The sequence below is a fragment of the Ensifer sp. EB106-05-01-XG146 genome (genome assembly GCF_058791875.1).
In genome coordinates, this window is sequence record NZ_JBYTDX010000001.1 from 2971641 (window position 1) to 2995499 (window position 23859).

Below are 23859 nucleotides of genomic sequence, written 5' to 3' on the forward strand. Positions count from 1 at the left end.
GTTGATGGGCGACCGAAAGGAAACTTGGGCGGATGACGCAATTCCGGCAGGATGAAACGCCACAACCGAAGCCGTTTTCGAGAACTCTGGCGCTGAAGAGATGGCTGGCGCGCGCGGTGCTGGTCGCCGAGCAGGTCCTGCCGCGTATCCTTCTGCCCGGTGCGATCGCCCTTCTGTTTCTTGCCTTCGCCTGGCTCGGCTTCTTTCGCGCTGCACCTTTCTGGCTGCATGCGGTGGCGCTCTTTGCCTTTGCGCTAACCTTCCTCGCCTCTCTCGTACCGCTCAGCCGGTTGCGGCTTCCCGGTAATGCCGATGCCGATCGCATGCTCGAAGAGCGCAATGCGCTGCCGCATCAGGCCATCCGCGTCCAGGACGATCGCCCCGCGACCGACACCCCTCTGGGCGAGGCGCTCTGGCGCGAACACCAGGCGCGCATGGCACGCATGATCGGCACCCTCGAGACTGGCCTGCCGCGGCCCGATATCGCCAGGCACGATCCCTTCGCGCTCAGGGCCGTGCCTGTGCTGCTCGCTTGCGTCGCCTTTGCCTATTCCTATTCCAACCGCGCCGGATTGCTGAGCGATGCGTTCCGGCTGCCGCAGACGTCGATCGAAGCTGCCAATATCCGCGTCGATGCCTGGGTAACGCCGCCGCCCTATACCGGGCGGGCGCCAATCTTTCTGACGGGCAAGCCGGAAGCCGCCGCTGCCGTGAATGAAGACGCCGCGGCGATCACCATCCCGCAGTTCAGCGACATCACCGTACGGATCACCGGCGCCGGTGCGGACGCGCCAGTGCGCTACGCGGAAACCGGCGGGAGCAAACCGATCGCCATTCCGGTGGCCGGCGAAAAGGCCGAGGAAAAGCAGAGCAAGCCGAAAGTGGACGATGCCGGCCCGAAGGTCGCCGAAATGGTTGCAACGGAGCCGGCACGCAGTCCGAATGCCGTGCGCAACCACGTCTACAAGGTCGTCAAGGATGGCGAACTTATCGTCGGCAGCCAGCGCTGGGCGTTCAAGATCACCCCGGACGGCGTGCCTCAGATCGCCTTTGACGGAATCCCCCATCCGACCATCAACGCGGCGCTCGAAATCACGTTTACGGCCAACGACGATTACGGCATCGCCCAGGCCTGGGCGGAGATCAAGCCGCTCGACGAACCGGCAGAAGGGGCCCGCGCGCTCTATCCGCTACCGGAATACCGGCTCGATCTGCCGCGCCGTAACGCGCGCGAGGCAAAGGGCACGACCAGCCGAAACCTCAGCGAGCATCCGCTCGCCGGCAAGCGGGTAGCGGTGACGCTCGTCGCCCGGGATGCTGCCGGACAGGAAGGCCGCAGCCCGCCGCACGACATGATCCTGCCTGCCCGCCAGTTCTCGCAGCCGCTCGCCGGCGCCGTCGCCGAACAGCGTCAGGTTTTCGCGCTCAATGCCAACGACCTGCCGCGCGCCATCGACCTCAACGACGCCGTCACCTCGCTTGCCGAGGACTGGATCCCGAACCTCACTCATTTCCTGCTGTTGAAATCGGCGCGCACCCGGATGGCGCTCGCCTATAACGACGACATGTTGCGCGATGCCGCCGGATACCTCTGGGAGATCGCGCTCGGCATCGAGGACGGCGACCTGTCGCTTGCCGAGCGCCGCCTGCGCGAAGCCCAGCAGGCGCTGTCGGACGCCTTGGAGCGCAACGCTTCGGACCAGGAAATCGCCAAGCTGATGCAGGAACTGCGCCAGGCGATGCAGGAATACATGCAGGCGCTCGCCGAGCAGGCGATGAAAAATCCACGCATGACCGGCAAGCTCGACCCGAACAACATCCTGCGCCAGCAGGACCTCGAGAAGATGATGAACCAGATCGAGAATCTGGCGCGCTCGGGCGCGCGCGATCAGGCACAGCAGATGCTCTCGGAACTGCAGCGCATGATGAACAACCTGCAGGCTGGCCGCAGCCAGCAGCAGATGGGCGAACAGAACGACGCCATGCGCCAGCAGATGGACAAGCTCGGCAAGCTGATGCAGCAACAGCAGCAGTTGATGGACGAGACCTTCAAGTTCGACCAGGCCCTGCGTGACCGGATGCAGCGGGGCGACCCGCTGCAGGGCGAAGACAACGAGCTCTTCGGTCAGGAAATGCCGCAGGACCCAGGTCAGCAGGGCGATCCGAATGGTCAGCCCAACCCGCTCGACAACATGACCGCCGAACAGCTCAAGGATGCACTGAAACAGCTGAAAGAGCAGCAGGACGCGCTCGGAAAACAGCTCGGTGAGCTGAACAAGGGCCTGGAAAGCATGGGCATCAAGCCCGGCAAGGGCTTCGGCGAAGCCAAGCGCGAAATGGACGGCGCTTCCGGCGCGCTCGGCAAGGGCCAGGGCGAACAAGCCGTCGGCAATCAGGGCCGCGCGCTACAGGCCCTGCGCCAAGGCGCCCAGGATATGATGAACCAGATGCAGGGCCAAGGTCAGGGCGGCCCTGGCATGGGTGTTCCGCAATACGGTCAAAACGGCCGCGATCCTTTGGGAAGGCGGCAACAGAATCTCGGCCCGAATTTCGGCGACCAGGTCAAGGTTCCAGACGAGATCGATTCTCAGCGCGCCCGACAAATCCTTGACGAGATTCGCCGCAGGCTGGGCGACAGCCTGTCGCCGGAGCAGGAGCGCCAGTACCTCGAACGCCTGCTCGACATGCGCTGAGCCGAGCGCCCGGCTGAGCCCTTTGCCTCATCACGGCAGAACATGACAACGGCTCCCGTCGCATCCAATCGATGCGCCGGGTCGCAGTCCTGTTGCTGTGGGCCGGCAGGTCTGGCCGTCAGGCGGCCAGCGCCAGCGCGACTGCCTTGCGGATATCGGGAAGGGAGAAGGGCTTGGAGATGACGTCGACGATCTTGTCGGTGAGATCGTCAGCCCGCTCGCGCTGCTCGGCATAGCCGGTCATCAGCAGGATCTTCATGGCCGGAAAGGCCGCCGACGCCTGGTGCGTCAGCTCGATGCCGTCCATCACGGGCATACGGATATCGGAGAGGAGAAGGTCGAACGCCTCGGCCTCCAGGCAGGCAAGGCCATCGGCCCCATCGCCCGCTTCGACCGTCTCGTGGCCGTCGAGCCTCAGGGCCCGCGCAACGAAGGAACGCAATGCATCCTCGTCCTCGGTAATCAGGATCTTCGCCATCATGGCCTCCGCGTTCGCTTCCGAGTCCGGCGTTCACGCCGGCACCCGCACCTGATCCAAAAGTACAGCGGGCGTGGATCATCGGGAGACACACTGGCGCTGCAGCGCCGCCGATCCCCGTCGAGAATCACTGCGGCACGCACCAAAACAACCAGTTTTTCGTTTGTGTTCCGTAAACGCCGAACGACTGGATTTCAGGGCGCATGCCCCAAATCGAGACATTTACTCGGCGTCGCCGGTGACAACACCGACAAAAGGCAGCTCGCGGAAGGCATAGGCGACGTCCATGCCGTAGCCGACGACGAAGTGATCGGGGCATTCGAAGCCGACATAATCCGCCTCGAGTTCGACCTTGCGCTTGACCCGCTTGTCGAGCAGCACGGCGATCGTGACGTTGCGGGCGCCGCGCTCGTACATCAGTTCCTTGGCGAAACGCAGCGTGCGGCCGGATTCGAGAATGTCGTCGATCAGCAGAACGTCGCGCCCATGCACGTCGCTGTCGATATCCTTGGTGATCTTGACGCCCTGCGAAACGGTGCCGGTGCCGTAGCTCGACAGCGTGATGAACTCGACTTCCGGTGCCAGACCGGCCGTATGCATCGAGCGGATCAGATCGGCCGCGAAGATGAACGATCCCTTGAGCACCGCGATCACCAGCAGATCCTTGTGCGGGCCGTTGACGATCATTCCGGCGAGCTCGCTGTTGCGGGCAGCGATGGTTTCGGCCGTATAGAGAGGTTCGATATTCTTACCGCGAACAACGGGCATCAAGGCTTCTCCAGCGTTTCATCCGGAAGACCTTAAGCCTTCCCTTTGGCGCCGCTTAGCACAATCAGCGGGCCGAAACACCGTTTTCGGCGAAGGAAACCGTCACATCCGGCATTTTTCCACCCGCATAGGGCAGTCTCGTCATGAAATGACGGCTCTCACCGGGCGCGACGGCAGCACCCTCGGGCATCACCCGTGTCGTCGTGACCTTGCGCCCGTTGGCGGCAATCTCCACCACGACGAGCGGCAATCGCTGCTCGATATCGGAGCGATTGTCGATCGAACCATAGACGGACAGCACACGCATGCCGCCGGAGTAGTCGAGCCCACTCTTGATCCCCGATATCGTCAGCGGCTGGACGTCGGCCTGTCCATCGCCGGCAAAGCCGACGATCGCCAGGAAGGAAGCAAGCGCAACGCCCGCGACCATCCCGGCAAAGCGGCGTGCCGGCATGTCGCGCAGCCGCGTCTCGGCAAGACGCAACAATCGAGCGCCGAGCGACGGCTCCTGCTCCACGACCGTCAGCGTCGGCCGCCTGCGGCTGCCCGTTTGTGCATTGTCGTTGAAAACAGGATAGGGCGTGCGGCGCGACGAAGCGGATATCACCTCGAATTCCGCATCCACATAGTCGGCGCGCCTCGGCGCTGAAGCCCCGTCGCGTCCGCCGCGCTCGGGCGGCAGGAAATCTGTATCGGCGTTGTTGCTGGCGGATTTGGTCCGGAATGCCTGCATGATCATTTCCTCCTGTCCCGCAAGAGAACACGGCCGCAGGCGGCCAGTTTGTCTGCGAAACCCTCGGGCAATGCCAAGCCTCATGCGGTGCAAGAACTAGGCATTGCATCAAATCTTTCCGACACGTAAACCGGAATGGTTAATGTTTCGGAAAGACGTCGCGAAAGCGGCGCCTTTTCATGAAAAATTAACCGTCACTTAACCATGATTCCGCTGGCGGTTTTGCCTTTCTTGGCTGGTCGTCCTATGCGCGGAGGACCGGAACCGGCCGTCGGTTGCAGGGCCGTGAGAGAGACTGGGCTGCCGCTTGATTCACTTTGAGAACGTCGGACTGCGCTATGGCATGGGACCGGAAATCCTCCGGGACCTGACCTTCGACATTCCACGCCGTTCATTCCAGTTCCTGACGGGTCCGTCGGGCGCCGGCAAGACCACGTTGCTGCGGCTTCTTTTCCTCTCGCTGCAGCCGACACGCGGCCTGATCCGGATGTTCGACCGCAACATTTCGTCGATCCCGCGCGAAGAATTCCCGATGCTGCGCCGGCGCGTCGGCATCGTCTTCCAGGACTTTCGCCTGCTCGATCATCTCACCACCTACGAGAACGTCGCGCTGCCGTTGCGCGTGCGCGGCAAGGAGGAGACGAGCTACCGTGCAGACGTGCTGGAGCTTTTGAAATGGGTGGGTCTCGGCGAGCGCATCAACGTGCTGCCACCGGTCCTTTCCGGCGGTGAAAAACAGCGCGCCGCCATCGCTCGGGCGCTGATCGACCGGCCGGAGATCCTGCTTGCCGACGAGCCGACCGGCAACGTCGATCCGCCGATGGCAAGGCGCCTGCTCAATCTTTTCCTCGAGCTCAACCGGCTCGGCACGGCGGTCGTGATCGCCACCCACGATCTGTCGCTGATGGACCAGGTGGAGGCGCGGCGCATGATCCTTTCGCAAGGGCGGCTCGACATCTATGAGTGACAGCCGCACGAAACACCAAAAGGATGTGCCCGAACAGGCACCGGAGGCACAACAGCGCCGGACGGAAATGCGCGTGCGCCCGACCGGCCCGATCGTGCCGTCGAGCAATGTGTCGGGCCATGCGCTGATGTGCGTCATCGCCATCATGTCGTTCCTCGCCTGCCTGACGCTCGGCGGCGTCAGCATGGTGCGAGCCACGGCCCAGAGCTGGCAATCGCAGATCTCCCGCGAGATCACCATCCAGATCAAGCCCGACGACAATCTCGACATGGAAAAGGCGCTGGCGGATGCCCGCGACCTGGCGCTGACCTTCAGTGGCACGACGGACGGCAAGATCGTCGACCGGGCCGCCACCGCCCGCCTGCTCGAACCCTGGCTCGGCGAAGGCCTCGATCTTGACGAATTGCCCGTGCCGCGCCTCGTCATCATCACCATCGACGAAAGCAACCCGCCGGACTTTGCGGCCATGCGCAAGGCGCTGACAGAAATAATCCCGCAGGCTTTCCTCGATGACCATCGCACCTGGGTCGACCGGCTGGTCGCCATGGCCAACACCACGGCCATGATCGGCACCGGCGTGCTGACCTTGGTCTTTTCCGCCATGGTGCTGACAGTGGTCTTCGCAACGCGCGGCGCGCTGTCGGGCAATCGCCATATCGTCGAGGTGCTGCATTTCGTCGGTGCCGAAGCCGGCTTCGTCGCGTCGGAATTCCAGAAGCACTTCCTCAGGATCAGCCTCAAGGGCGCCGGCGCCGGCGGTCTGCTCGCAGCACTTTTCTTTGCGATCGCGGGTTTCTGGCAGTCACGGACCTTGGCGACCCCCGAGACAGACCAGGCCACCGCCCTCTTCGGTACCTTCACCATCGGCTATGGTGGCTATCTCGGCATTGCCGCGATCATCGTCGTCATCGCCATCCTGACGACCGTTACGGCGCGGCTGACGGTTACCCGCACGATCTACGAAATCGACCTCATCCGCTCGGACCCCGGCCGTACCGACCTCTACCAAAGCTGAGCCGCCTGATGTTTCGCCGCCACTCGATCTATTCCTTGCCGCAATCTGCGGCTATGTGAAGAGAATCATGATGGCGCGAGAGCTACGCGGGAACGGAATGGCCGGAGGAGATAAATGGCACGGGCAAGCCGACGATCGCCGGCGGTCCCGCAGTCTCCTGCGCAAAATCCTCCGCCGAACCTTCTTCGTCCTGCTCCTGCCGCTGGCAATCCTGATCGCCGCCTTCCTGAACTTTGCCGACACGGTCGCCTCCCTGCAGCCGCCGGGTCATCCGAAGGCCGATGCGATCGTGGTCCTGACCGGCGGTTTCCAGCGCATCGACCAGGCGGTCGATCTTCTGAAGGGTGGCGCCGGCAAGCGCCTGCTGATCTCCGGGGTTCACCCAACGACCACAGGCAGCCAGATCCGCCGCAACACCCAGAGCTCGGCCGACCTTTTCAAGTGCTGCGTCGACATCGGCCATGAGGCGATCGATACCATCGGAAATGCCACGGAAGCGGCGCAATGGATCCATGATCGCGGCTATGCGAGCGTGCTCGTCGTCACCAACAACTATCACATGCCGCGCAGCCTCCTGGAACTGCGCCGCGCCCGGCCGGAAACGGAGTTCATCCCCTACCCGGTCGTCAACTCCGATCTGAAGACCACAAACTGGCTGCGCAATCCGATGGTGCTGAAGTCGATCCTTCTGGAATTCGGCAAGTATACGGTGGCTTCGATACGCGACTTCGCCGGCGCCCGCCCGACCAGCGGCCTGCGCACCGACGCATCGCGCGCGACGCCCGCCGAAGAATAAGGGCCGGCAGGAACAGCCTTCGCCACTGCAAAGTGAAACAGAGCAGTTTTCCTTCAGCACTTAATCGTGTAGGCAGCGATCAACCGGCTCAAAGACGCCGGTCCCCTTGAGACCTCGCCTGTGAGAGCGTGCCTGATGATCGTCTTGCGTTCGATCCTTTTCAACATGGTGTTCTACGCCAATCTGATCGTGCAGATGATCGTGCTGACCCCGATCTACTTCCTGCTGCCGCGCAAGAAGGCGTGGTTCGTGCCGAAGAACTGGGTACGCAGCAACCACTGGCTCATGGAAAAGATGGTCGGCACGACCTTCGAGATCGAAGGCTTGGAGAATATCCCCGAGGTTCCCTATATCTTCGCTCCCAAACACCAGTCCTTCTGGGATGCCTATGCGCTGCTCCCCTGGCTCAGCGATCCCTTTTATATCCTGAAGCGCGAGCTCACCTGGATCCCGCTCTTCGGCTGGTATGTGCTCAAGCAACGCATGGTTCCGGTAAATCGCGCGGCCCGCGGCAAGGCGATGACCGGCGTGATGGACCGCACCAAGCAGGAAATGGCAACCGGCCGCGAGCTCATCATCTACCCGGAAGGCACGCGTCGCCCGCCGGGCGCTCCGCCGGAATACAAATACGGCATCGCCCGCCTCTACCGCGACCTCAGCGTGCCGGTGGTGCCGGTCGCCATGCATCCCGGCCTCTTCTGGCCGCGCCGCAAGTTCCTGCGCTTTCCCGGCCACTTCAAGGTTCGCATCCTGCCGCCCATCGAGGCCGGCATGGACCCGGACGCTTTCCTGGCGAAGCTCGTCGAGGTAACCGAGAGGGCGAGCGACGAGTTGCTCGTCGAAACCGTGAAGGCCAATCCGCACCTGCCACTGCCGCCGACCGCCGAGCAGCGGCTGAAGGAACTGAAGGCAGAAGGCCGGGCCTGAGCCTTCAGGCCCGGGCTGAACGCGGCGCCTGCCGCAGCAATCCGACCACCTCTTCCAGCCAGTGATCGCGGATGCCCATCTCCTTGAGATGGGCGAGCGTGTTGAACACGTATTCGCTGTTCGGCCCGGATTTTCCCGTCGAAACCGCGACGATTCCGGCCGCCTCCGTGGTGGTCAGCGAGCCCGCATACTGGACGTGGGCGCGGTCGATGACGTAGGCGAGCGCCGGAACGCGTCGGCCGTCGGCAAGCAGCACCGGCATGGTGCGTTCCTTGTAGACGTGGGTCACCAGTTCACGCTCGCGCAGATAATCGACGACATCCGCCTGCTGCCCGCGCTGGACGCGAAACGCCGTCCCGATGCAGGAGCCGCCGCGGTCGAGCCCAAGCACCAGCCCCGGCCGCTGTTCGGTGCCACGGTGAACCCAGGAATGCACGCAGAGTGAGCGGCGAAAACCGAAGGCACGTGCCGTGAGCTTCTCCTCGAAGGCAAAGCCCGGGTTCCACATCAGCGAGCCGTAGCCAAAGACCCAAAATTCGTCCATATCCACTGTCATTCAACCCGCGCTGCTGTTCTCACTGCCGAATCACGATCGGTCGCGTGGGACGGTGAGCCATTTTCGGTTTCTACGGCACAGCATCCCGGCACGAAAGAGACAAGGTCGTCCTCCTGCGGCCGAAGGAAAGAATAGTTTTGCGGATCGATGGCGCCACCCGAAAGGCAGCCTCCATCCTGTTTTGAGTGAGGTACCCCCGCCCATGTCGGCCACCGCAGTCTCCAACCCATCGCCGGTCAGCCGGAAATTCCGCTGGCTCCTGGCAGGCATCGTGCTTGTCACAGGCGTTTATTCGGCCGGCTGGTTTCTCGCCGCCGACCAGATCGAGAAGCGGTTTGCGACCCGCCTCGCTGAAGGACAGGCGGCCGGCCTCGGCGGCGAATGCACCAACATGGACGTGCGCGGCTTCCCGTTCCGCATCGGCCTCTTCTGCGACAAGGTCCATCTGGACGACACCCGCAACGGCACCTCGGCCTCGTTCGGAGCGCTGAGGACCGCTGCCCAGGTCTACCAGCCGGGCCATGCGGTGATCGAGCTTGACGGCCCGGCCGAGATCCGGGCTTCCCCCGGCCTCAACATCTTCGCCGACTGGACGTTGCTGCATGCGAGCGTGCGCGCGACCCTGTCCGGCGTTGACCGCACGTCGCTAACCTACGACAACCTGACGGGCCGGTTGCGATTGCCGCTTGAAGGCGACGGATTTGGCTTCGGCGCCAGCCACGGCGAATTGCACCTGCGCCAGAACGGCGCGGATCTCGACGCCGCCTTGAGCGTCGACAAACTGGACGTTCGGCCCGAGGAAGGCCCGAGCCTCGCACCGCCGGCGACCGTCGCCGCCGACCTGACCTTCACCGACCGGGCCGGATGGATGACAACCCCGCCGACGCCTGAGATGTTTCGCGGCAGCAAGGGCGAGCTGCGACAGCTCACCCTCGACCTCGGCTCAGGCATGAACGCCAAGCTTTCCGGGCCGTTCTCGGTCAATGATCAGGGACTGATTTCTGGCGAGTTCTCGCTGACGATGACCAATATCGAGGCCTGGCGCGCCAATCTGGTCACCCTGATCCCGGATGATGCCAACCTCGTCGACAACACCGCCAACATGCTGAAGGCTCTCGCCAACGGCAAGAACGAGGCGACCGTGAAGCTCAACGTGCGCGACGGCACGGCATTCCTCGCCTTCATCCCGATCGGCGTCCTGCCGACCCTCTAGGCTACGATCATACGCCTCATAGGAAGGAAGACCGCTCCACGGTCTTCCTTGATCTGCTCAGGCTATTTCTGATCCATGGCATGGCGACCGAAGTCCGGCATCGCCGTGTCCTGGCCGGCCTGAATGATCGAGCGGCGAATGGCCCGGGTGCGGGTAAAGAGATCGAACAGCTTGTCGCCGTCGCCCCAGCGGATCGCCCGCTGGAGGTAGGCGAGATCTTCCGAAAACCGCGCCAGCATCTCCAGGATCGCATCCTTGTTATGCAGGCAGACGTCGCGCCACATGGTCGGGTCGGATGCCGCCAGACGCGTGAAGTCGCGGAAGCCCGAAGCCGAATATTTAATGACTTCGGATTCGGTAACGGTCTCGAGATCATCAGCCGTGCCGACGATGTTGTAGGCGATGATGTGCGGCAGGTGCGAAACGATTGCCAGCACCTTGTCGTGGTGTTCGGCGTCCATCTCCTCGACCATCGAGCCGAGCGTCTCCCAGAAAAGCCGCAGCCGCGCCACCGCTTCCTCATCCGCGCCAGGGGGCGGCGTCAGGATGCACCAGCGGCCGCGGAAGAGGCCGACGAAGCCGGCATCCGGGCCGGAATGCTCGGTACCGGCGATCGGGTGCCCCGGCACGAAATGCACGTTCTCGGGCAAGTGCGGCGCCATCTGTGCGATCACCGAACCCTTGGTCGAACCAACGTCGGTGACGATGGCGCCTGGCTTCAGATGGGCTGAGATCTCGGCGGCAACGGCACCGGACGCGCCGACCGGCACCGAGACGATAACGAGATCCGCGTCGCGAACGGCGTCGGCGGCCGACAGCGTATAGCGATCGCCGAGCCCGAGTTCCTGCGTCCGCTTCAGCGTCGCCTCGCTGCGCGTGGAGACCACGAGCGTGCCGGCGAGTTGCTTCTCGCGGATTTCGCGCGCGATCGACGAGCCGATCAGACCAATGCCGATGAGGGCGATCGTTTCAAACTGCTGAGCCATTATTTCCGTCCCATGAATTCGGTCAGCGCCGCGATGACGCCCTCGTTGGCTTCCGCGGAGCCGATGGTCATGCGCAACGCATTCGGGAAGCCGTAGCTGCGGACTGCCCTGAGGATATAGCCGCGGCGGGTCAGGAACTCATCGGCCTCCTCCGCCCGCTTGCCGGCCTCGTCGGGGAAATGGATCAGCACGAAATTCGTGACCGACGGCGTGATGCGGAGCCCGATCGCCTCGAGCGCTTCGGCAACGCGGGCAAGCCAGGTGAGATTGTGATCGACCGCCGTTGCGACGAAAGCCTGATCGCGGATCGCCGCCGCACCCGCCGCAATGGAAGGCGCACTGAGATTGAACGGCCCGCGGACACGGTCGACCGCGTCGATCACTTCCGGCGGCGCATACATCCAGCCGATGCGCAGGCCGGCAAGACCATAGATCTTCGAGAAGGTGCGGGTCATTACCACGTTGCGGCTGGCCGAGACGAGCTCAAGACCGGCGGCATAGTCGTTGCGGCGCACATATTCGGCATAGGCGGCGTCGAGCACCAGGAGCACGCCCTCGGGCAGGCCCGCATGCAGCCGGCGGACTTCGTCGACCGGGATATAGGTGCCGGTCGGATTGGCGGGATTGGCGAGAAAGACCATCTTGGTCCGCTCGGTGACCGCGGAAAGGATGGCGTCCACATCGACGCGCGCATCCTTTTCCTCGACGGTTACGGGCGTCGCACCGGCCGCCAGGATCTGGATCTTGTAGACCAGGAAACCGTGCTCGGTGATGATGCCTTCGTCGCCGGGGCCGAGATAGGTGTGGCACAGCAACCCGAGCAATTCGTCCGAGCCGTTGCCGCACATGATGTTTGCCGGATTGAGCCCGTGAACGGCCCCGATCGCCTCCCGCAGCGCCCGCGCCTGGCCGTCCGGATAGCGCTCCAGATTGAAGGCCATCGCCTGGAAGGCTTCTATCGCCTTCGGGCTGGCACCGAGCGGCGTTTCGTTCGACGAGAGCTTATGCACCTTGGCGACACCCGGCGCATGCTCCTTGCCTGGCACATAGGCGGCAATGTCAAGGATGCCGGGACGCGGCTCAGGGCTCTTCGAAGCAAGGCTCATCGGGTCAGCTTTCTATGGCCATCAAGGTGCCACAGCGACCTTTGTCGCGCCTTGGGAGGCGCGGGGCGCTATAGGCAGGAAAAGAGGTCAAGCCATTACCGGCGCAAGCGGCTTTTGTCGAGGGTCCGCCGCCTGTACGCAGCGCCTTATCGGGTGAGGCGTGGCCGTTCGCGTGTGCTCGGCACGCCCTGCGGCGCCAACACCGGCACGAAGACACGGCGGGACGCACGCGCTGCAACCGGTAGCCCCTGGTAAAGCCGCTTCTGCGCCTCGACGACGATGACGCCTGAGAACACTGGCCAGAGCCAGCGGCCGAGCCGCTCAAAGCCTCGGCGCAGCCGCAGGATCGCCCGGAGCTTCGACGGCGGGAAGAACAGCGCGTCGGCCGTAGCCCCCGGCGTGAAGTTGGTCTCGCGCAACAGCGCCGTCAGCTGCCCGCGCGAATAGGGTCGGCCGGAGCCGAAGGGCGTATGCTCCATGCGTGCCCAGACGCCGCGTCGATTGGGCACGACGATCACGAGCCGGCCGCCCGGCGCCAGCACCCGCCAGATCTCCTTCATCGTCTCGCGCGGACTTTCGGCAAATTCCAGCGAATGCACCATCAGCACCCGGTCGATCGATGCGTCCGGCAGCGGCAATTCCTCGTCGAACACCAGCGCCGTCGAGGAAAGCTCGGCAACCGGCCAGTTCACCGCGCCCTGGCCCGCAGGCATGAAGGCGAAGGTGCGCTCCGTGTCCTTGCGGAACCGCTCGAGATAGGGAACGGCATAGCCGAGGCCGACCAGCCGCTCGTCCGGCAGCCGCGCCCAGACGGACGAAAGCGCCATGGTGACGGATTGCTCCGCCATCCGGCCAAGCTCGGAGTGATAGAATTCGCGAAGGTCGACAATATCGGTATGCATTCGCAACATGTTAGCTTCGAAGCGGTAGACTTCAAGGTAAGGCTCGCTACATTCGGCAGCATCTCCCCTCTCCTGACCGGAGGACCTGCCATGGCCGCGCTCGAACTCGATCTTTTCCTCTGCCGCACCGACAATTTCGGCGTGCTGATCCACGACCCCGAAAGCGGCCTGACCGCCTCGATCGACGCGCCCGAGGAGCCGCCAATCCTGGAGGCGCTGGAACGCCGCGGCTGGACGCTCACCCATATTCTCACGACGCACCATCATGGCGACCACGTCGCGGCCAATGACGCGTTGAAAGCCCGCTTCGGCGCCATCATCATCGGTCCGTTCAACGAGGCCGCGAAAATTCCGGGCCTCGACAAGACGGTGCGTCATGGCGAACGCTTCGAGTTTGCGGGCCGCAACGTCGAGGTGATCGAAACACCCGGCCATACCGCCGGCCATATCTGCTTCCATTTTCCACAGGACAAGCTGCTCTTTGCCGCCGACACGCTTTTTGCGCTCGGCTGCGGCCGTCTGTTCGAGGGGACGCCGGCGACCATGTGGCAGTCTCTCAGCCGGCTGATGGCCTTGCCGGACGACACGACCGTCTATTTCGGCCACGAATACACGCTCTCCAATGCCCGCTTCGCGGTCACGGTCGATCCCGACAATGCCGAACTCAAGGCGCGCGCTGCCGAGATCGAGGAAATCCGCTGCGACGGCGGCTTCACCGCGCCGACGACAATCGGCCTGGAGAAGCGTACGAACCCGTTCCTGCGCGCCGCCGATCCCGGCATTCGCGCCCATCTCGGCCTGCGAGATGCCGACGATGCCGCGGTCTTTGCGGAAATCCGCAAGCGGAAGGATAACTTCTGATGGCTGAAGCACAGACGGCGGAAGAGGTCATCGAGGCGCTCGGCCTCACACGCCATCCGGAGGGCGGCTGGTACATCGAGACCTTCCGTGACACGGCCGGCGGCCCGCGGGGTCATTCGACGGCGATCTATTATCTGCTTGAGCGTGGCGACCGTTCGCACTGGCACCGCGTCCGCGACGCCGTCGAGATCTGGCACTACCACGCCGGCGCGCCACTCGAACTCAGCATTGCCGAGGACGGGAAGCCCGCCGAGACGTTGCGGCTTGGGCCCGACATCCGGGACGGTGAGCGGCCGCAGGGCGTGGTGCCGGCCAACTGGTGGCAGTCGGCTGCCTCGCTCGGCGATTGGACGCTGGTCGGCTGCACGGTCGCGCCGGCCTTCGATTTTGCCGCCTTCGAGATGGCAGCCCCCGACTGGCAGCCGCCAACCCGATAGCGATCTTTCGGACTATTCCGCCGGCTGGGTGGCCGCGGCATCCTTGCGCAAGATCAGATCCTGGGCGGCGAGCACCGCCCCGCCGGTGACGAACAGGCAGGCAAGCGCTATGCGCCAGGATGGCTCGGCAAAGCCGAAGAGGATCAGGATCAGCGTCGAGAGCACCGGTGCTGCATAGCTCGAAACGCCGAGAAGCTGGATGTCGCCGTTCTTCACCCCGAAGTCCCAGGCATAGAAGGCCGCCCCCACCGGCAAGAGGCCGAGGCCCGCGACCGCCAGCCACTCGAAGGTCGTCGCCGGCCAGACCGTCGTTTCGAGCGCGAGATGGCAGACGAAGGACAGGATCGAGGTGGCAAGGCAGAAGCCGGTGACCACATCGGTCGAAACCGCCTCGAAGCGGCGTGTGATCAGCGAATAACCCGACCAGGTAAAGGCGCAGAGGAAGGCCGCGCCATAGCCGATGAGATAGGCATCGTCGAAGGCGACGCCGTTGCGCGCGACGATCAGGATCGTGCCGACGAGGCCCGCAAGCGCGCCGGCGATGTGATACCAGCGCAGCCGCTCCCCCGGCAGCAGTGCCGAACCGACAACGATCAAGAGCGGCCAGAGATAGGCGATCAGCCCGGCCTCCACCGCCGGCGCATTGCGCAGCGCCGTGAAGTAGAGGAAGTGATAGCCGAAGAGGCCGGCAATGCCCGTGATCCAGACCTTCGCCGGCTGCTTGAGCAGCGCCAGGCGCTCCGGTTTTGCCACAAGCACCGCAAGGCCGGGCAGGCTGCCGATCAGGAAACAGATTGCCGAAAGCTGGAACGGCGGCATCTTGCCCGATGCCGCCGTGAACAGCGCGAGCAGCGACCACATCAGGATGGCCGAAAAACCGATCAGAGTTGCCTTGAGTTTCATAGTCGTCCCCGGGCGCGATTTCTCTCAACGGAAACCTGCGCCGTCAAAATCACGGTGCTTGCTGGTATTTAACCTTTTAGTTGCACGCGATCGCGCGTCAACCACCAAATCGCGTCGCCGAGACCGTGACCGGCCCGAGCTTGGTGGGGATGCGGACATAGACGGGGGCATAGACATTCATGGTCTCAGCCTTGGCGAACCAGATTTCCATCGTCTGCAGTCGCCGCAGATATTCGACGTCCTCGCGGCCCTTCTTGTAGCCGGCCTTCGGCACGAAGCGGATGCCGCAGACGATCACCTCGCCTTCGAAGCCCTTCGTCTTGAAAGGCCTGGTGCCCTTCGGCGAAAGCTTGATGTCGAGCCGCGACTCGCCGTCGAAAATCGGCAGGGTGTTGGGGCAGACGCGCGCTTGCGCCGGAATGATCAGCCCCGAAAGCGGATCGAGAACGTTGCGCATGTCGCGCGAGGTGACCGGCACCCAGTTCTTCGGCAAAGGCGTGCGCTTCGGCGTCATGCTCGCATGCACGACATTGCCGTTGCGGTAGGTAACGCTGATCGCCCGGCTCTTCGAGCCGCTGCGATAGGACATCGAATATTGCGACGCGCGCAGGTAATCCTTGTCGACAACGCCGGAAACCTGTGTCTGGCCCGACGTGCGGCTGAGGATATCGAGCAGGCCCGCCGATTTCAGCGTCCCCGATATCGTGTAGCGATTCTTCTGAACCTCGGTGTGGAATGAGGCGCGCGCCACCGGCAGACCGGACAGCGAGATGCTGTAATCCGTCAGATGCTCGGCATCGGCGGCCGATGATGCTGTGGAAAACAAGACCGCCGAAAGCAGCATTGCCCCGCGAAAGCCATTTCGCAACTTCATGCCTTTAGGAATCCATCACTTGAACATCGCCGCAATACCCTGAAATGCAGGGTGTTTACGGCTTTTCTGCGCCATTTCGCTGTCGCCGGCTACGCGGTCGGTCCAATCACGGAACCAAACCGTCGTGTGTCCTCGGTCAAGAAATAGCGCATAGCAAAACCGCTTGGAATGGGTCTCACGCACCATTATTGTTGCCCGGATAGCGCTTCGCATGGGCAGATCGGCCGGGAAAAACCGCGGTTTTCCGAGAATGCAAGAGGTTTGGCTTGACGGGCGGGCCGTCTCTGACTATAGAACCGCGACTTTCCAATAATGGCCTAGGAACGCGGCCTGGGCTCTGGGCCCGCTACCGCATTGTCCGGCGGCGATAAAGAGAATAGGTGTACCATGTCCCGTAGTTGCGAATTGACCGGCAAGGGCGTCCAGTCGGGCAACAATGTAAGCCACGCCAACAACAAGACCAAGCGCCGGTTCCTTCCGAACCTGTGCAACGTCACGCTGATTTCCGATGCTCTCGGCCAGCGCTACCGCCTGCGCGTTTCCGCAGCTGCTCTCCGCTCGGTTGAACACCGTGGCGGCCTCGACGCCTTCCTGCTGAAGTCGGACGAGAACGAGTTGAGCATGCGCGCTCGCCTGCTGCGTCGCCAGATCGTCAAGAAGGTTGCTGAAGCCGCCTAATCGGCGCCAGCGCACCGTCTTTGACACGCGTTTAAAAGGCTTGCGGGTTCATCCGGCAAGCCTTTTTCTCGTGCGCACGTTTCTTAACCGATACGCGCTTTTGCCTTCATCGGCCGGGTGCACTGCCCTGCTTTCATCCCTCTAGCTGGTGGCATACCCCAGGATAAAAAAATGCTGATCAACCGCACTTTCTTCGTCTATGTCGCGCTGATGACCCTCGTGGTCGTCGCCTCGAACATCCTCGTTCAGTTTCCGCTACCGGGCTCGATTGCCGGTATGCAGCTCGGCGATCTCCTCACCTGGGGCGCCTTCAGCTATCCCTTCGCCTTCCTGGTGACCGACCTTACCAACCGCCAGTTCGGGCCGCGCATCGCGCGTCGCGTGGTAGTCGCAGGCTTCATCGTCGCCATTCTGCTCTCCATCGTCGCCGCCACGCCGCGCATCGCTATCGCGTCGGGCTCGGCCTTCCTGTTCGGTCAACTCCTGGACATATCGGTGTTCAACCGGCTCCGCCGTCAGAGCTGGTGGCATGCGCCGCTCGCAGGCTCGCTGATCGGCTCGGCGCTCGATACCGCAATGTTCTTCTCCTTTGCGTTCGCACCGTTCTTCGTGTTCTTCGGCCCGAACGACAGCTTTGCGCTGGAAACCGCACCGCTCCTCGGCGTACTTGCGGCTGAAGCACCGCGCTGGATCTCCTGGGCGGTCGGTGACTTGAGCGTGAAGATCCTCTGCGGCCTCGTCATGCTGCTCCCCTATGGCGCGCTGATGAGCATCGTGAAGCCCATGCCCGCTGCGGAAAAGCAGGCGGCCTAAGGGCCGCCTGCCGGCACGCCTCGGCCCGCGCCGAAGCGGCGACCGGGCGTCGATTGCAAGGCGCGGGGAAGAGCAGCAGCCGCCCTTCCCCGCGCCTCACCTTCTAGCGCTGCTTCAAAAGCATCTGAGCGTTTTCGAATGGCAGCCCTTCGTCGTCTTCCGACCGCCGGGACTGTTCTTCAAAGCCGAGGTTCTCGTAGAAGGCATAGGCCTGCGAATTGGCGGTGTAGACCTCCAAGCGGAGCTGCCCCTTCAGCTGCAGGGCATGCGAAACCAGCAAGCGGCCGATGCCGGCACCCTGGTGTCGCGGCGAGACGAACAGCCCGCCGATGAAATCGTCGAGCAAGCTGACGAACCCGGCCGGTTCGCCGTCCCGGATGGCGACCCAAGTCTCCGCGTTCGGCAGATAGACGGTCTCGATCAACAGGCGCTGTTCACACAACCGCGCCTCGCCGACAAAAGCGTGCGCCGTTATCGAGGCCTCGAACCAGATGGCCGACAGTTCTTCCAAATCCGCAGCACGATAGGCGCGGATCATCACACCCATTTTTTTCATGGTTTTTCCGTTCAATAGATATGCGTCAAGAGGGACGCCTGTTCGGCGCCTTGAACAACCGCGAATGCGGGTAAATTTTCAGCCTCTGCGCATAAATCTCCTTCAACGGACAATCGGCCAATAGGCCTTTGCCGGGACACCGTCAAGCATCGGACGAGCTTGTTCGGGCCTCTGCGCAGCCCCGCCGAGCGAGACGGCTCGATCCTTCACCGGCTCTTGGCCGGATCTCCACACGATCGGGCGGATCGCACTATTCAGGAGTTGGCTGGCTTATTGTGTCAGCGCGGTGTTGAGCCGGAACTCCAGCATCAGGTTGCGCTCGAGGATCGAATGGTTGTCGTCGGAGACGACGATGACCCGCACTTCGCCGTCGGGACGCACGACGACGTCGAGGCCTTCCATGTTGTCGATCTGGTAGCCCATGTCCGCTTCGAGGAGGACTTCGCCGTCGACGACCGCGCCGGGCTTGATCTTATCGCCTGGGATCCGACGGATCTGCATGCCGAGACCTGAGCCGAAGGAGAAACGTCGCTCCAGCAGCAAGAGGTCGCCGTTCGGCAGGAAGGCACCATCGGTTGCCGCATAGGGATCCTTGCGCACGACGCTGAATGCGCCGCGCTGTGGCCCGTCGAGGATGCCGGCCAAAAGATTGTCCGCCTTGTCGACGCTGCGTTCGGCAATGGCGATCATGGCGCCCGCGAGGGGGCTATCCTTCGGCGAGACCGCGATCGTCTCAATGCCGGCGTTGCTGCGCAGCTCGCTGATCGGAAACGGCAATGCCAGGCTTCCGATCGGCTTCGAGCCGGCAAAACCCGGATCCGGATAGATGTCGATGCGATGGGCCTGCTCGTAACTGACGATCGCCTGGCCTTCTCGAAGGGCAAGCCCTTCGGAATCCACCTTCCATTTCGCCAGGCCGACATCACCGTTACGATCCGCCATCGGCGTGGCGGTCAGGTTGGTGATACCGGAAAGCCGTCCCTGCTCGTCGCGGGTTACCGCACCTTCCAGCCAGTGGCCGGTATCCATGACGGCAACGAAAGAGCTGCCGTCAGGACGAAAGCGGATTGCCGAAACCGCGCCGAACAGCGGATTTGACGAGGTCATCTCCAGACCGCCGAGAAACTCCAGGGCGCCAAACCGGGTGGCGCTGGAGCCGACAGCGAAATTACTGATCTGGCGGCTGCGGATCGGCAGGTCTTCGCTATCGGAAGCGGACCATGCCGGGCAGGCCGAAGTCAGGAGGAAAAGGGCTAGGAGACCGCGGCCAAGCATCAAGAGAAGTACCTTCAGGGGGGCATCGGGAATGACGCGGCGTGCGCTCACAGTGAGCCCGCCACGCATGGTAGCTTGGTAGACTGTAAAACTATGTCCGTAAATTGACTTCGGCCGCCAGCGATGCGTGCAGGTGCCGATTGGCAGCTCGGAGGCGATGTTCCACCGCCCCCAAGGGGGAAGCATCACCCGGCGCGGCGAAGACGCGAAGAACCGCGGCGCTGGCTTTCGTCCTCGAAGAGTGCGGCCAGCTGTTCGGTCATCGCGCCGGCAAGCTCATCGGCATCGACGATCGTGACGGCACGGCGATAGTAGCGCGTCACGTCGTGGCCGATACCGATTGCCAGCAGTTCCACCGGCGAGCGCGTTTCGATCTGCTCGATGACCGCGCGCAGGTGACGCTCCAGATAGTTTCCGGGATTGACCGACAGCGTCGAGTCGTCGACCGGCGCGCCGTCCGAAATCATCATCAGGATGCGCCGCTGTTCGCGCCGCGCCATCAGCCGCTCATGCGCCCAAATCAGCGCCTCGCCGTCGATGTTTTCCTTGAGCAGGCCTTCCCGCATCATCAGGCCCAGATTGCGTCGTGCGCGGCGCCACGGAGCGTCGGCAGACTTGTAGACGATGTGTCGCAGGTCGTTGAGGCGACCCGGGGCCTGTGGCTTGCCGCCGGCCAGCCACTTCTCGCGTGACTGCCCACCCTTCCACGCCTTGGTGGTAAAACCAAGGATCTCGACCTTGACGCCGCAGCGCTCGAGCGTGCGCGCCAGGATATCGGCGCAAGTGGCGGCAACCGTGATCGGGCGGCCTCGCATCGAGCCGGAATTGTCGATCAGCAGCGTCACGACGGTATCGCGGAAGTTAGTGTCCTTTTCGCGCTTGAAGGAGAGCGGCTGCATCGGATCGATGATGATGCGCTGAAGTCGCGCCGAGTCGAGATAGCCCTCTTCGAGATCGAACTCCCAGGAGCGGTTCTGCTGCGCCATCAGGCGGCGCTGCAGCCGATTCGCAAGCCGGCCGACCGCACCCTGCAGATGGGCAAGCTGCTTGTCGAGGAAGGCGCGCAGCCGGTCGAGCTCGGCCTCGTCGCAAAGCTCTTCCGAGGCGATGGTCTCGTCGAACTCGCGGGTGAAGACGGCGTAGTCGACCTTCTCGTTGAAGTCGGCGAAGGGCTGGTTCGGACGCTTGACCTCGCCGGGCGTTTCGCTGTCCTCGTCGCCTTCGTCCTGGAGGTCGTCGTCGGAGATCTCCGCGCCGTCCATCTCGCCTTCTTCCATCTGCTCTTCGGCAGCCTGGTTCTCGTCGGCGGGTGCGGCATCGTCGCCGGCTTCCTCGTCGCTGGCGTTCTCGTCCTGCTCCTGGCTGCGCGGCTGGTCTTCGTCGGTCTCGCTTTCCTGCTCGTCCGGCTCGTTGTCGTCGTCACCGTATTTCTCGGCGACTTCCATCGAGGTCAGCATGTCGCGAACGACCCGGGCAAAGGCCTGCTGGTTGTTGATCGTCGACGACAGGTGCTCAATGTCGCCGGCAGCCTTGCCCTCGATGAACTCGCGCCAGAGGTCGAGCACCTTGCCGGCAGATGCCGGCGGCTTCTGGCCCGTCAGCTTCTCGCGCACCAGCAGCGCTACGGCCTCGCCGAGCGGCGCGTCCGCCTGGCGCTCGATCGTTGCGAAATTCGCCTTGGCGTATTTCTCTTCGAGCATGACGTTGAGGTTCTTGGCGACACCCGCCATGCGCAGCGACCCGATCGCCTCGACACGCGCCTGCTCCACCGCATCGAAGATCGCGCGGGCATCTGCGCCTTGCGGCGACATGGTCGCGTGGATACGCGCATCGTGACAGGCCTTGCGCAGCGCCATGCTGTCACCGAGCCCGCGGGTCACGGCAAGTTCCTGCAGGGTCGGGCGCTTGGAAAGTTCCGGTAGACGGATGCGTTCGCCGGTCATGCCCGGCCGCTCGTTGGCGAAGGCGACTTCCACCTCGGCATCGCCCGCGATCGATCGGATGCAGCCGGAAAGCGCCCGCTTGAACGGTTCCGCAGCATTCTCGCGCGTGGTTGGCTTTGCCTTCGAATTCGAGCTCACGACAGTTCCTTCTTCAGCCAGAGGCGACGGCGCCCCAGTGGGGCGTCATCCGGTTTGCCACAGCGTCATGGCCCACCCTCCCAAAGGGGACGGCAGGCCGTGGGATCAGGCGGTGGCTTCGAGCACGATGTTGGCAGCGCTTTCCTTCAGCTCGATGCCGAAGGCGCGCTGGTAGTGCTCGGCGACCAGCGCCCGCTCCAGCTCGTCGCACTTGTTGAGGAAGGTCACGCGGAAGGCGAAAGCGATGTCGCCGAAGATGTGGGCGTTCTCGGCCCAGGTGATGACCGTACGCGGGCTCATGACGGTCGAGAGATCGCCATTGATGAAGGCTGCGCGCGTGAGGTCGGCGACACGTACCATCTTGGAGACGGTCTCGCGGCCCTTGTCGGCAGTGAAGCCCTTGACCTTGGCGGCGACGATGTCGACTTCCTTGTCGTGCGGCAGGTAGTTCAGCGTGGTGACGATCGACCAGCGGTCCATCTGCGCCTGATTGATCTGCTGCGTGCCATGATAGAGGCCGGTCGTGTCGCCGAGGCCGACGGTGTTGGCGGTCGCAAACAGGCGGAAGGCCGGGTGCGGACGGATGACACGGCTCTGGTCGAGCAGCGTCAGGCGGCCGGAGGATTCCAGCACGCGCTGGATGACGAACATGACGTCCGGGCGGCCGGCATCGTATTCGTCGAAGACGAGCGCGACATTGTGCTGGTAGGCCCAGGGCAGGATGCCGTCCTTGAATTCGGTGACCTGCAGGCCGTCCTTGACGACGATCGCGTCCTTGCCGACGAGGTCGATACGGCTGACATGGCTATCGAGGTTGACGCGCACGCACGGCCAGTTGAGGCGCGCGGCGACCTGCTCGATATGGGTGGACTTGCCGGTGCCGTGATAGCCCGACACCATCACGCGTCGGTTGTGGGCGAAGCCTGCGAGAATGGCGAGCGTCGTTTCGCGGTCGAAGAGGTAGTCCGGATCCAGATCCGGGACATAGGCGTCGCCCTTCGAATAGGCAGGAACGCGCAAATCCGTATCAATGCCGAAAACCTCCCGGACGGAAATCGTGGTGTCGGGGAGGTTGGAAATGTCGAGGTCAATCTTGCTCATCATGTCTCCAGAGCGGCCACCGGACGGCACCCGCGCATTCGCCTGCAAAAGTGCTTCTGTATTAATCCGGGTTGTTAGCAGAAACCAGCCTGTTTTAACAATTGGTAGGCCTGAATAACCGCGCGAAAACGCTCTTCCGATCCTCTATCTCCGCCATTGGCATCGGGGTGATGCTTCTTGACGAGGTCCTTGTATGCCGCCTTGATGTCGGGAGTGGTCGCCGAGGCTCCGAGACCAAGCGTTTCGAAGGCCTTCGCCTCGAGCGTCTTCAGCTTGCGCTGACGTGGCTCGGGACGACCGGATCGCGCCCGTGCCTCGCTGACAAAGCCGAAGGGATCGCGCATGCGGGCCTGGGCGCCGGCAGAGCCAGACCGCGTCTGCGACTGGGTCGGGCCGTTCTTCGCGTTCTTGTTGACGCCGACAGTCCAGGTGGGCCGATGACCGGTGATCGCTTCCTTCTGGTAGCGGGCGACCTCGCTGTCGGAGAGGCCGGAGAAGAAGTTGTAGCCCTTGTTGTATTCCTTCACGTGCTCGAAGCAGAACATGAAGTACTGCCCCTCGGCGTTGCGACCGACGGGCGCCCGGTGCACACCCTTCTGATCGCAGCCGTCCCACTGACAGACGGGAGCCGCCGGCTCTGCCTGCGGCTCGACCTTGCGCCGGGTTCGAATGCGATCGAAGTATTTTGAATCGAGTCTCATGGCGCTCATTATGGGGTTTGGCGGGAGTCACAACAAGAATTGACAAAGCGGAATGTTGCTGGCTTTGTGCGGGCATTTTGCGCCGCCGTGCCAGCGATTACCGGGTTCTTAACTGCGAGGGGGCGCCAAGCAAACAGCAAAATGGGACGGAAGAATGTCGCTCACCGAGACCATCGAAAAGAAGCTGATCGAGGCCTTCCACCCTGAACGGCTCGAGGTCATCAACGAGAGCCATCAGCATGCCGGCCATCAGCCGGGCTTCGATGGTACCGGCGAGTCCCACATGCGCGTGCGTATCGTTTCTAGCGCCTTTGCCGGCATGAGCCGTGTCGCCCGCCACCGCGCCATCAATGATCTCCTGAAGCCAGAACTCGACGCCGGCCTGCATGCGCTCGCCGTCGAGCCGGCAGCCCCCGGCGAGCCGACCCGCTGGTAGAGG

The 23859-nt window shown here is 63.4% G+C and carries 25 protein-coding genes; 11 read left to right on the forward strand and 14 right to left on the reverse strand.

Annotation, left to right across the window (positions count from 1 at the left end; genetic code table 11):
* Positions 1-32 precede the first annotated feature (32 nt).
* Complete coding sequence (locus AC3WVQ_RS14870; protein ID WP_090299887.1) at positions 33-2693, forward strand: TIGR02302 family protein; 2661 nt, start codon at positions 33-35, stop codon at positions 2691-2693.
* A gap of 118 nt (positions 2694-2811) precedes the next feature.
* Here the strand turns inward: AC3WVQ_RS14870 and AC3WVQ_RS14875 are convergent, their stop codons facing one another.
* The 3 genes from AC3WVQ_RS14875 to AC3WVQ_RS14885 form a co-directional block, all read right to left on the reverse strand.
* A complete protein-coding gene (locus AC3WVQ_RS14875) occupies positions 2812-3171 on the reverse strand; it encodes a response regulator (protein WP_034806737.1) in 360 nt (119 codons plus the stop codon).
* Between the two features lie 222 nt (positions 3172-3393).
* The gene (hpt, locus tag AC3WVQ_RS14880; RefSeq protein ID WP_034806612.1) at positions 3394-3939 is read right to left on the reverse strand and encodes a hypoxanthine phosphoribosyltransferase; all 546 of its coding nucleotides are present in this window, start codon (positions 3937-3939) and stop codon (positions 3394-3396) included.
* Positions 3940-4003: 64 nt separating this feature from the next.
* Positions 4004-4672: a hypothetical protein gene (locus AC3WVQ_RS14885; RefSeq protein WP_060518649.1), complete on the reverse strand. Its 669-nt coding sequence runs from the start codon at positions 4670-4672 to the stop codon at positions 4004-4006.
* A 307-nt stretch (positions 4673-4979) separates the two neighbouring features.
* Here AC3WVQ_RS14885 and ftsE point away from each other — a divergent pair, with 307 nt between their 5' ends.
* From ftsE to AC3WVQ_RS14905, 4 genes are all read left to right on the forward strand, one after another.
* Positions 4980-5639, forward strand: coding sequence for a cell division ATP-binding protein FtsE (ftsE, locus tag AC3WVQ_RS14890; RefSeq protein ID WP_034806610.1), 660 nt, complete (start codon positions 4980-4982; stop codon positions 5637-5639).
* A complete protein-coding gene (locus AC3WVQ_RS14895) occupies positions 5632-6654 on the forward strand; it encodes a cell division protein FtsX (RefSeq protein WP_162731776.1) in 1023 nt (340 codons plus the stop codon). The genes ftsE and AC3WVQ_RS14895 overlap by 8 nt, the downstream gene beginning before the upstream one ends.
* 97 nt (positions 6655-6751) lie before the next feature.
* Entirely contained in the window at positions 6752-7450 is a 699-nt protein-coding gene (locus AC3WVQ_RS14900; protein WP_060581207.1) for a YdcF family protein, read from the forward strand.
* Positions 7451-7585: 135 nt separating this feature from the next.
* Positions 7586-8377, forward strand: coding sequence for a lysophospholipid acyltransferase family protein (locus tag AC3WVQ_RS14905; protein WP_060605800.1), 792 nt, complete (start codon positions 7586-7588; stop codon positions 8375-8377).
* A 4-nt stretch (positions 8378-8381) separates the two neighbouring features.
* On the opposite strand, the gene AC3WVQ_RS14910 is transcribed toward AC3WVQ_RS14905, so the two are convergent.
* The gene (locus tag AC3WVQ_RS14910; protein WP_060518502.1) at positions 8382-8933 is read right to left on the reverse strand and encodes a gamma-glutamylcyclotransferase; all 552 of its coding nucleotides are present in this window, start codon (positions 8931-8933) and stop codon (positions 8382-8384) included.
* A gap of 202 nt (positions 8934-9135) precedes the next feature.
* Between AC3WVQ_RS14910 and AC3WVQ_RS14915 the strand changes: the two genes are divergently transcribed.
* On the forward strand, positions 9136-10146 hold the full coding sequence (locus tag AC3WVQ_RS14915; RefSeq protein ID WP_090299891.1) for a DUF2125 domain-containing protein: 1011 nt from the start codon (positions 9136-9138) through the stop codon (positions 10144-10146).
* A gap of 62 nt (positions 10147-10208) precedes the next feature.
* Here the strand turns inward: AC3WVQ_RS14915 and AC3WVQ_RS14920 are convergent, their stop codons facing one another.
* The 3 genes from AC3WVQ_RS14920 to AC3WVQ_RS14930 form a co-directional block, all read right to left on the reverse strand.
* On the reverse strand, positions 10209-11132 hold the full coding sequence (locus AC3WVQ_RS14920) for a prephenate/arogenate dehydrogenase family protein (protein ID WP_034806590.1): 924 nt from the start codon (positions 11130-11132) through the stop codon (positions 10209-10211).
* Entirely contained in the window at positions 11132-12238 is a 1107-nt protein-coding gene (gene hisC / locus AC3WVQ_RS14925; protein WP_034806587.1) for a histidinol-phosphate transaminase, read from the reverse strand. The genes AC3WVQ_RS14920 and hisC overlap by 1 nt, the downstream gene beginning before the upstream one ends.
* 146 nt (positions 12239-12384) lie before the next feature.
* Positions 12385-13149 (reverse strand): class I SAM-dependent methyltransferase, encoded by a 765-nt coding sequence (locus AC3WVQ_RS14930; protein WP_089044490.1) that lies wholly within the window; start codon positions 13147-13149, stop codon positions 12385-12387.
* 81 nt (positions 13150-13230) lie between these two features.
* Between AC3WVQ_RS14930 and gloB the strand changes: the two genes are divergently transcribed.
* The gene (gene gloB / locus AC3WVQ_RS14935; protein ID WP_090299893.1) at positions 13231-14001 is read left to right on the forward strand and encodes a hydroxyacylglutathione hydrolase; all 771 of its coding nucleotides are present in this window, start codon (positions 13231-13233) and stop codon (positions 13999-14001) included.
* The gene (locus AC3WVQ_RS14940; RefSeq protein WP_060518510.1) at positions 14001-14438 is read left to right on the forward strand and encodes a cupin domain-containing protein; all 438 of its coding nucleotides are present in this window, start codon (positions 14001-14003) and stop codon (positions 14436-14438) included. The genes gloB and AC3WVQ_RS14940 overlap by 1 nt, the downstream gene beginning before the upstream one ends.
* Before the next feature lie 12 nt (positions 14439-14450).
* Here AC3WVQ_RS14940 and yddG read toward each other — a convergent pair whose 3' ends face one another.
* Together yddG and AC3WVQ_RS14950 are read right to left on the reverse strand one after the other, a co-directional pair.
* Positions 14451-15341, reverse strand: a complete 891-nt coding sequence (gene yddG, locus AC3WVQ_RS14945; RefSeq protein WP_089044491.1) for an aromatic amino acid exporter YddG — start codon at positions 15339-15341, stop codon at positions 14451-14453.
* Positions 15342-15438: 97 nt separating this feature from the next.
* Positions 15439-16215, reverse strand: a complete 777-nt coding sequence (locus AC3WVQ_RS14950; protein WP_034806574.1) for a DUF3108 domain-containing protein — start codon at positions 16213-16215, stop codon at positions 15439-15441.
* Positions 16216-16602: 387 nt separating this feature from the next.
* Between AC3WVQ_RS14950 and rpmB the strand changes: the two genes are divergently transcribed.
* Both rpmB and AC3WVQ_RS14960 read left to right on the forward strand, forming a co-directional pair.
* Entirely contained in the window at positions 16603-16893 is a 291-nt protein-coding gene (rpmB, locus tag AC3WVQ_RS14955) for a 50S ribosomal protein L28 (protein WP_034806568.1), read from the forward strand.
* A 171-nt stretch (positions 16894-17064) separates the two neighbouring features.
* On the forward strand, positions 17065-17706 hold the full coding sequence (locus tag AC3WVQ_RS14960; RefSeq protein WP_034806565.1) for a VUT family protein: 642 nt from the start codon (positions 17065-17067) through the stop codon (positions 17704-17706).
* A 103-nt stretch (positions 17707-17809) separates the two neighbouring features.
* Here AC3WVQ_RS14960 and AC3WVQ_RS14965 read toward each other — a convergent pair whose 3' ends face one another.
* From AC3WVQ_RS14965 to AC3WVQ_RS14985, 5 genes are all read right to left on the reverse strand, one after another.
* Positions 17810-18262 (reverse strand): GNAT family N-acetyltransferase, encoded by a 453-nt coding sequence (locus AC3WVQ_RS14965; RefSeq protein WP_162731774.1) that lies wholly within the window; start codon positions 18260-18262, stop codon positions 17810-17812.
* Between the two features lie 270 nt (positions 18263-18532).
* The gene (locus AC3WVQ_RS14970; RefSeq protein ID WP_090299925.1) at positions 18533-19537 is read right to left on the reverse strand and encodes an esterase-like activity of phytase family protein; all 1005 of its coding nucleotides are present in this window, start codon (positions 19535-19537) and stop codon (positions 18533-18535) included.
* A gap of 185 nt (positions 19538-19722) precedes the next feature.
* Positions 19723-21618: a cobaltochelatase subunit CobT gene (cobT, locus tag AC3WVQ_RS14975; RefSeq protein WP_034806554.1), complete on the reverse strand. Its 1896-nt coding sequence runs from the start codon at positions 21616-21618 to the stop codon at positions 19723-19725.
* A 105-nt stretch (positions 21619-21723) separates the two neighbouring features.
* A complete protein-coding gene (cobS, locus tag AC3WVQ_RS14980) occupies positions 21724-22719 on the reverse strand; it encodes a cobaltochelatase subunit CobS (protein ID WP_034806552.1) in 996 nt (331 codons plus the stop codon).
* Positions 22720-22793: 74 nt separating this feature from the next.
* Positions 22794-23429, reverse strand: a complete 636-nt coding sequence (locus AC3WVQ_RS14985) for a J domain-containing protein (RefSeq protein ID WP_090299898.1) — start codon at positions 23427-23429, stop codon at positions 22794-22796.
* Between the two features lie 145 nt (positions 23430-23574).
* On the opposite strand from AC3WVQ_RS14985, the gene AC3WVQ_RS14990 reads away from it, so the two are divergent.
* The gene (locus tag AC3WVQ_RS14990; RefSeq protein ID WP_060518522.1) at positions 23575-23856 is read left to right on the forward strand and encodes a BolA family protein; all 282 of its coding nucleotides are present in this window, start codon (positions 23575-23577) and stop codon (positions 23854-23856) included.
* The last annotated feature ends 3 nt before the right edge of the window (positions 23857-23859 follow it).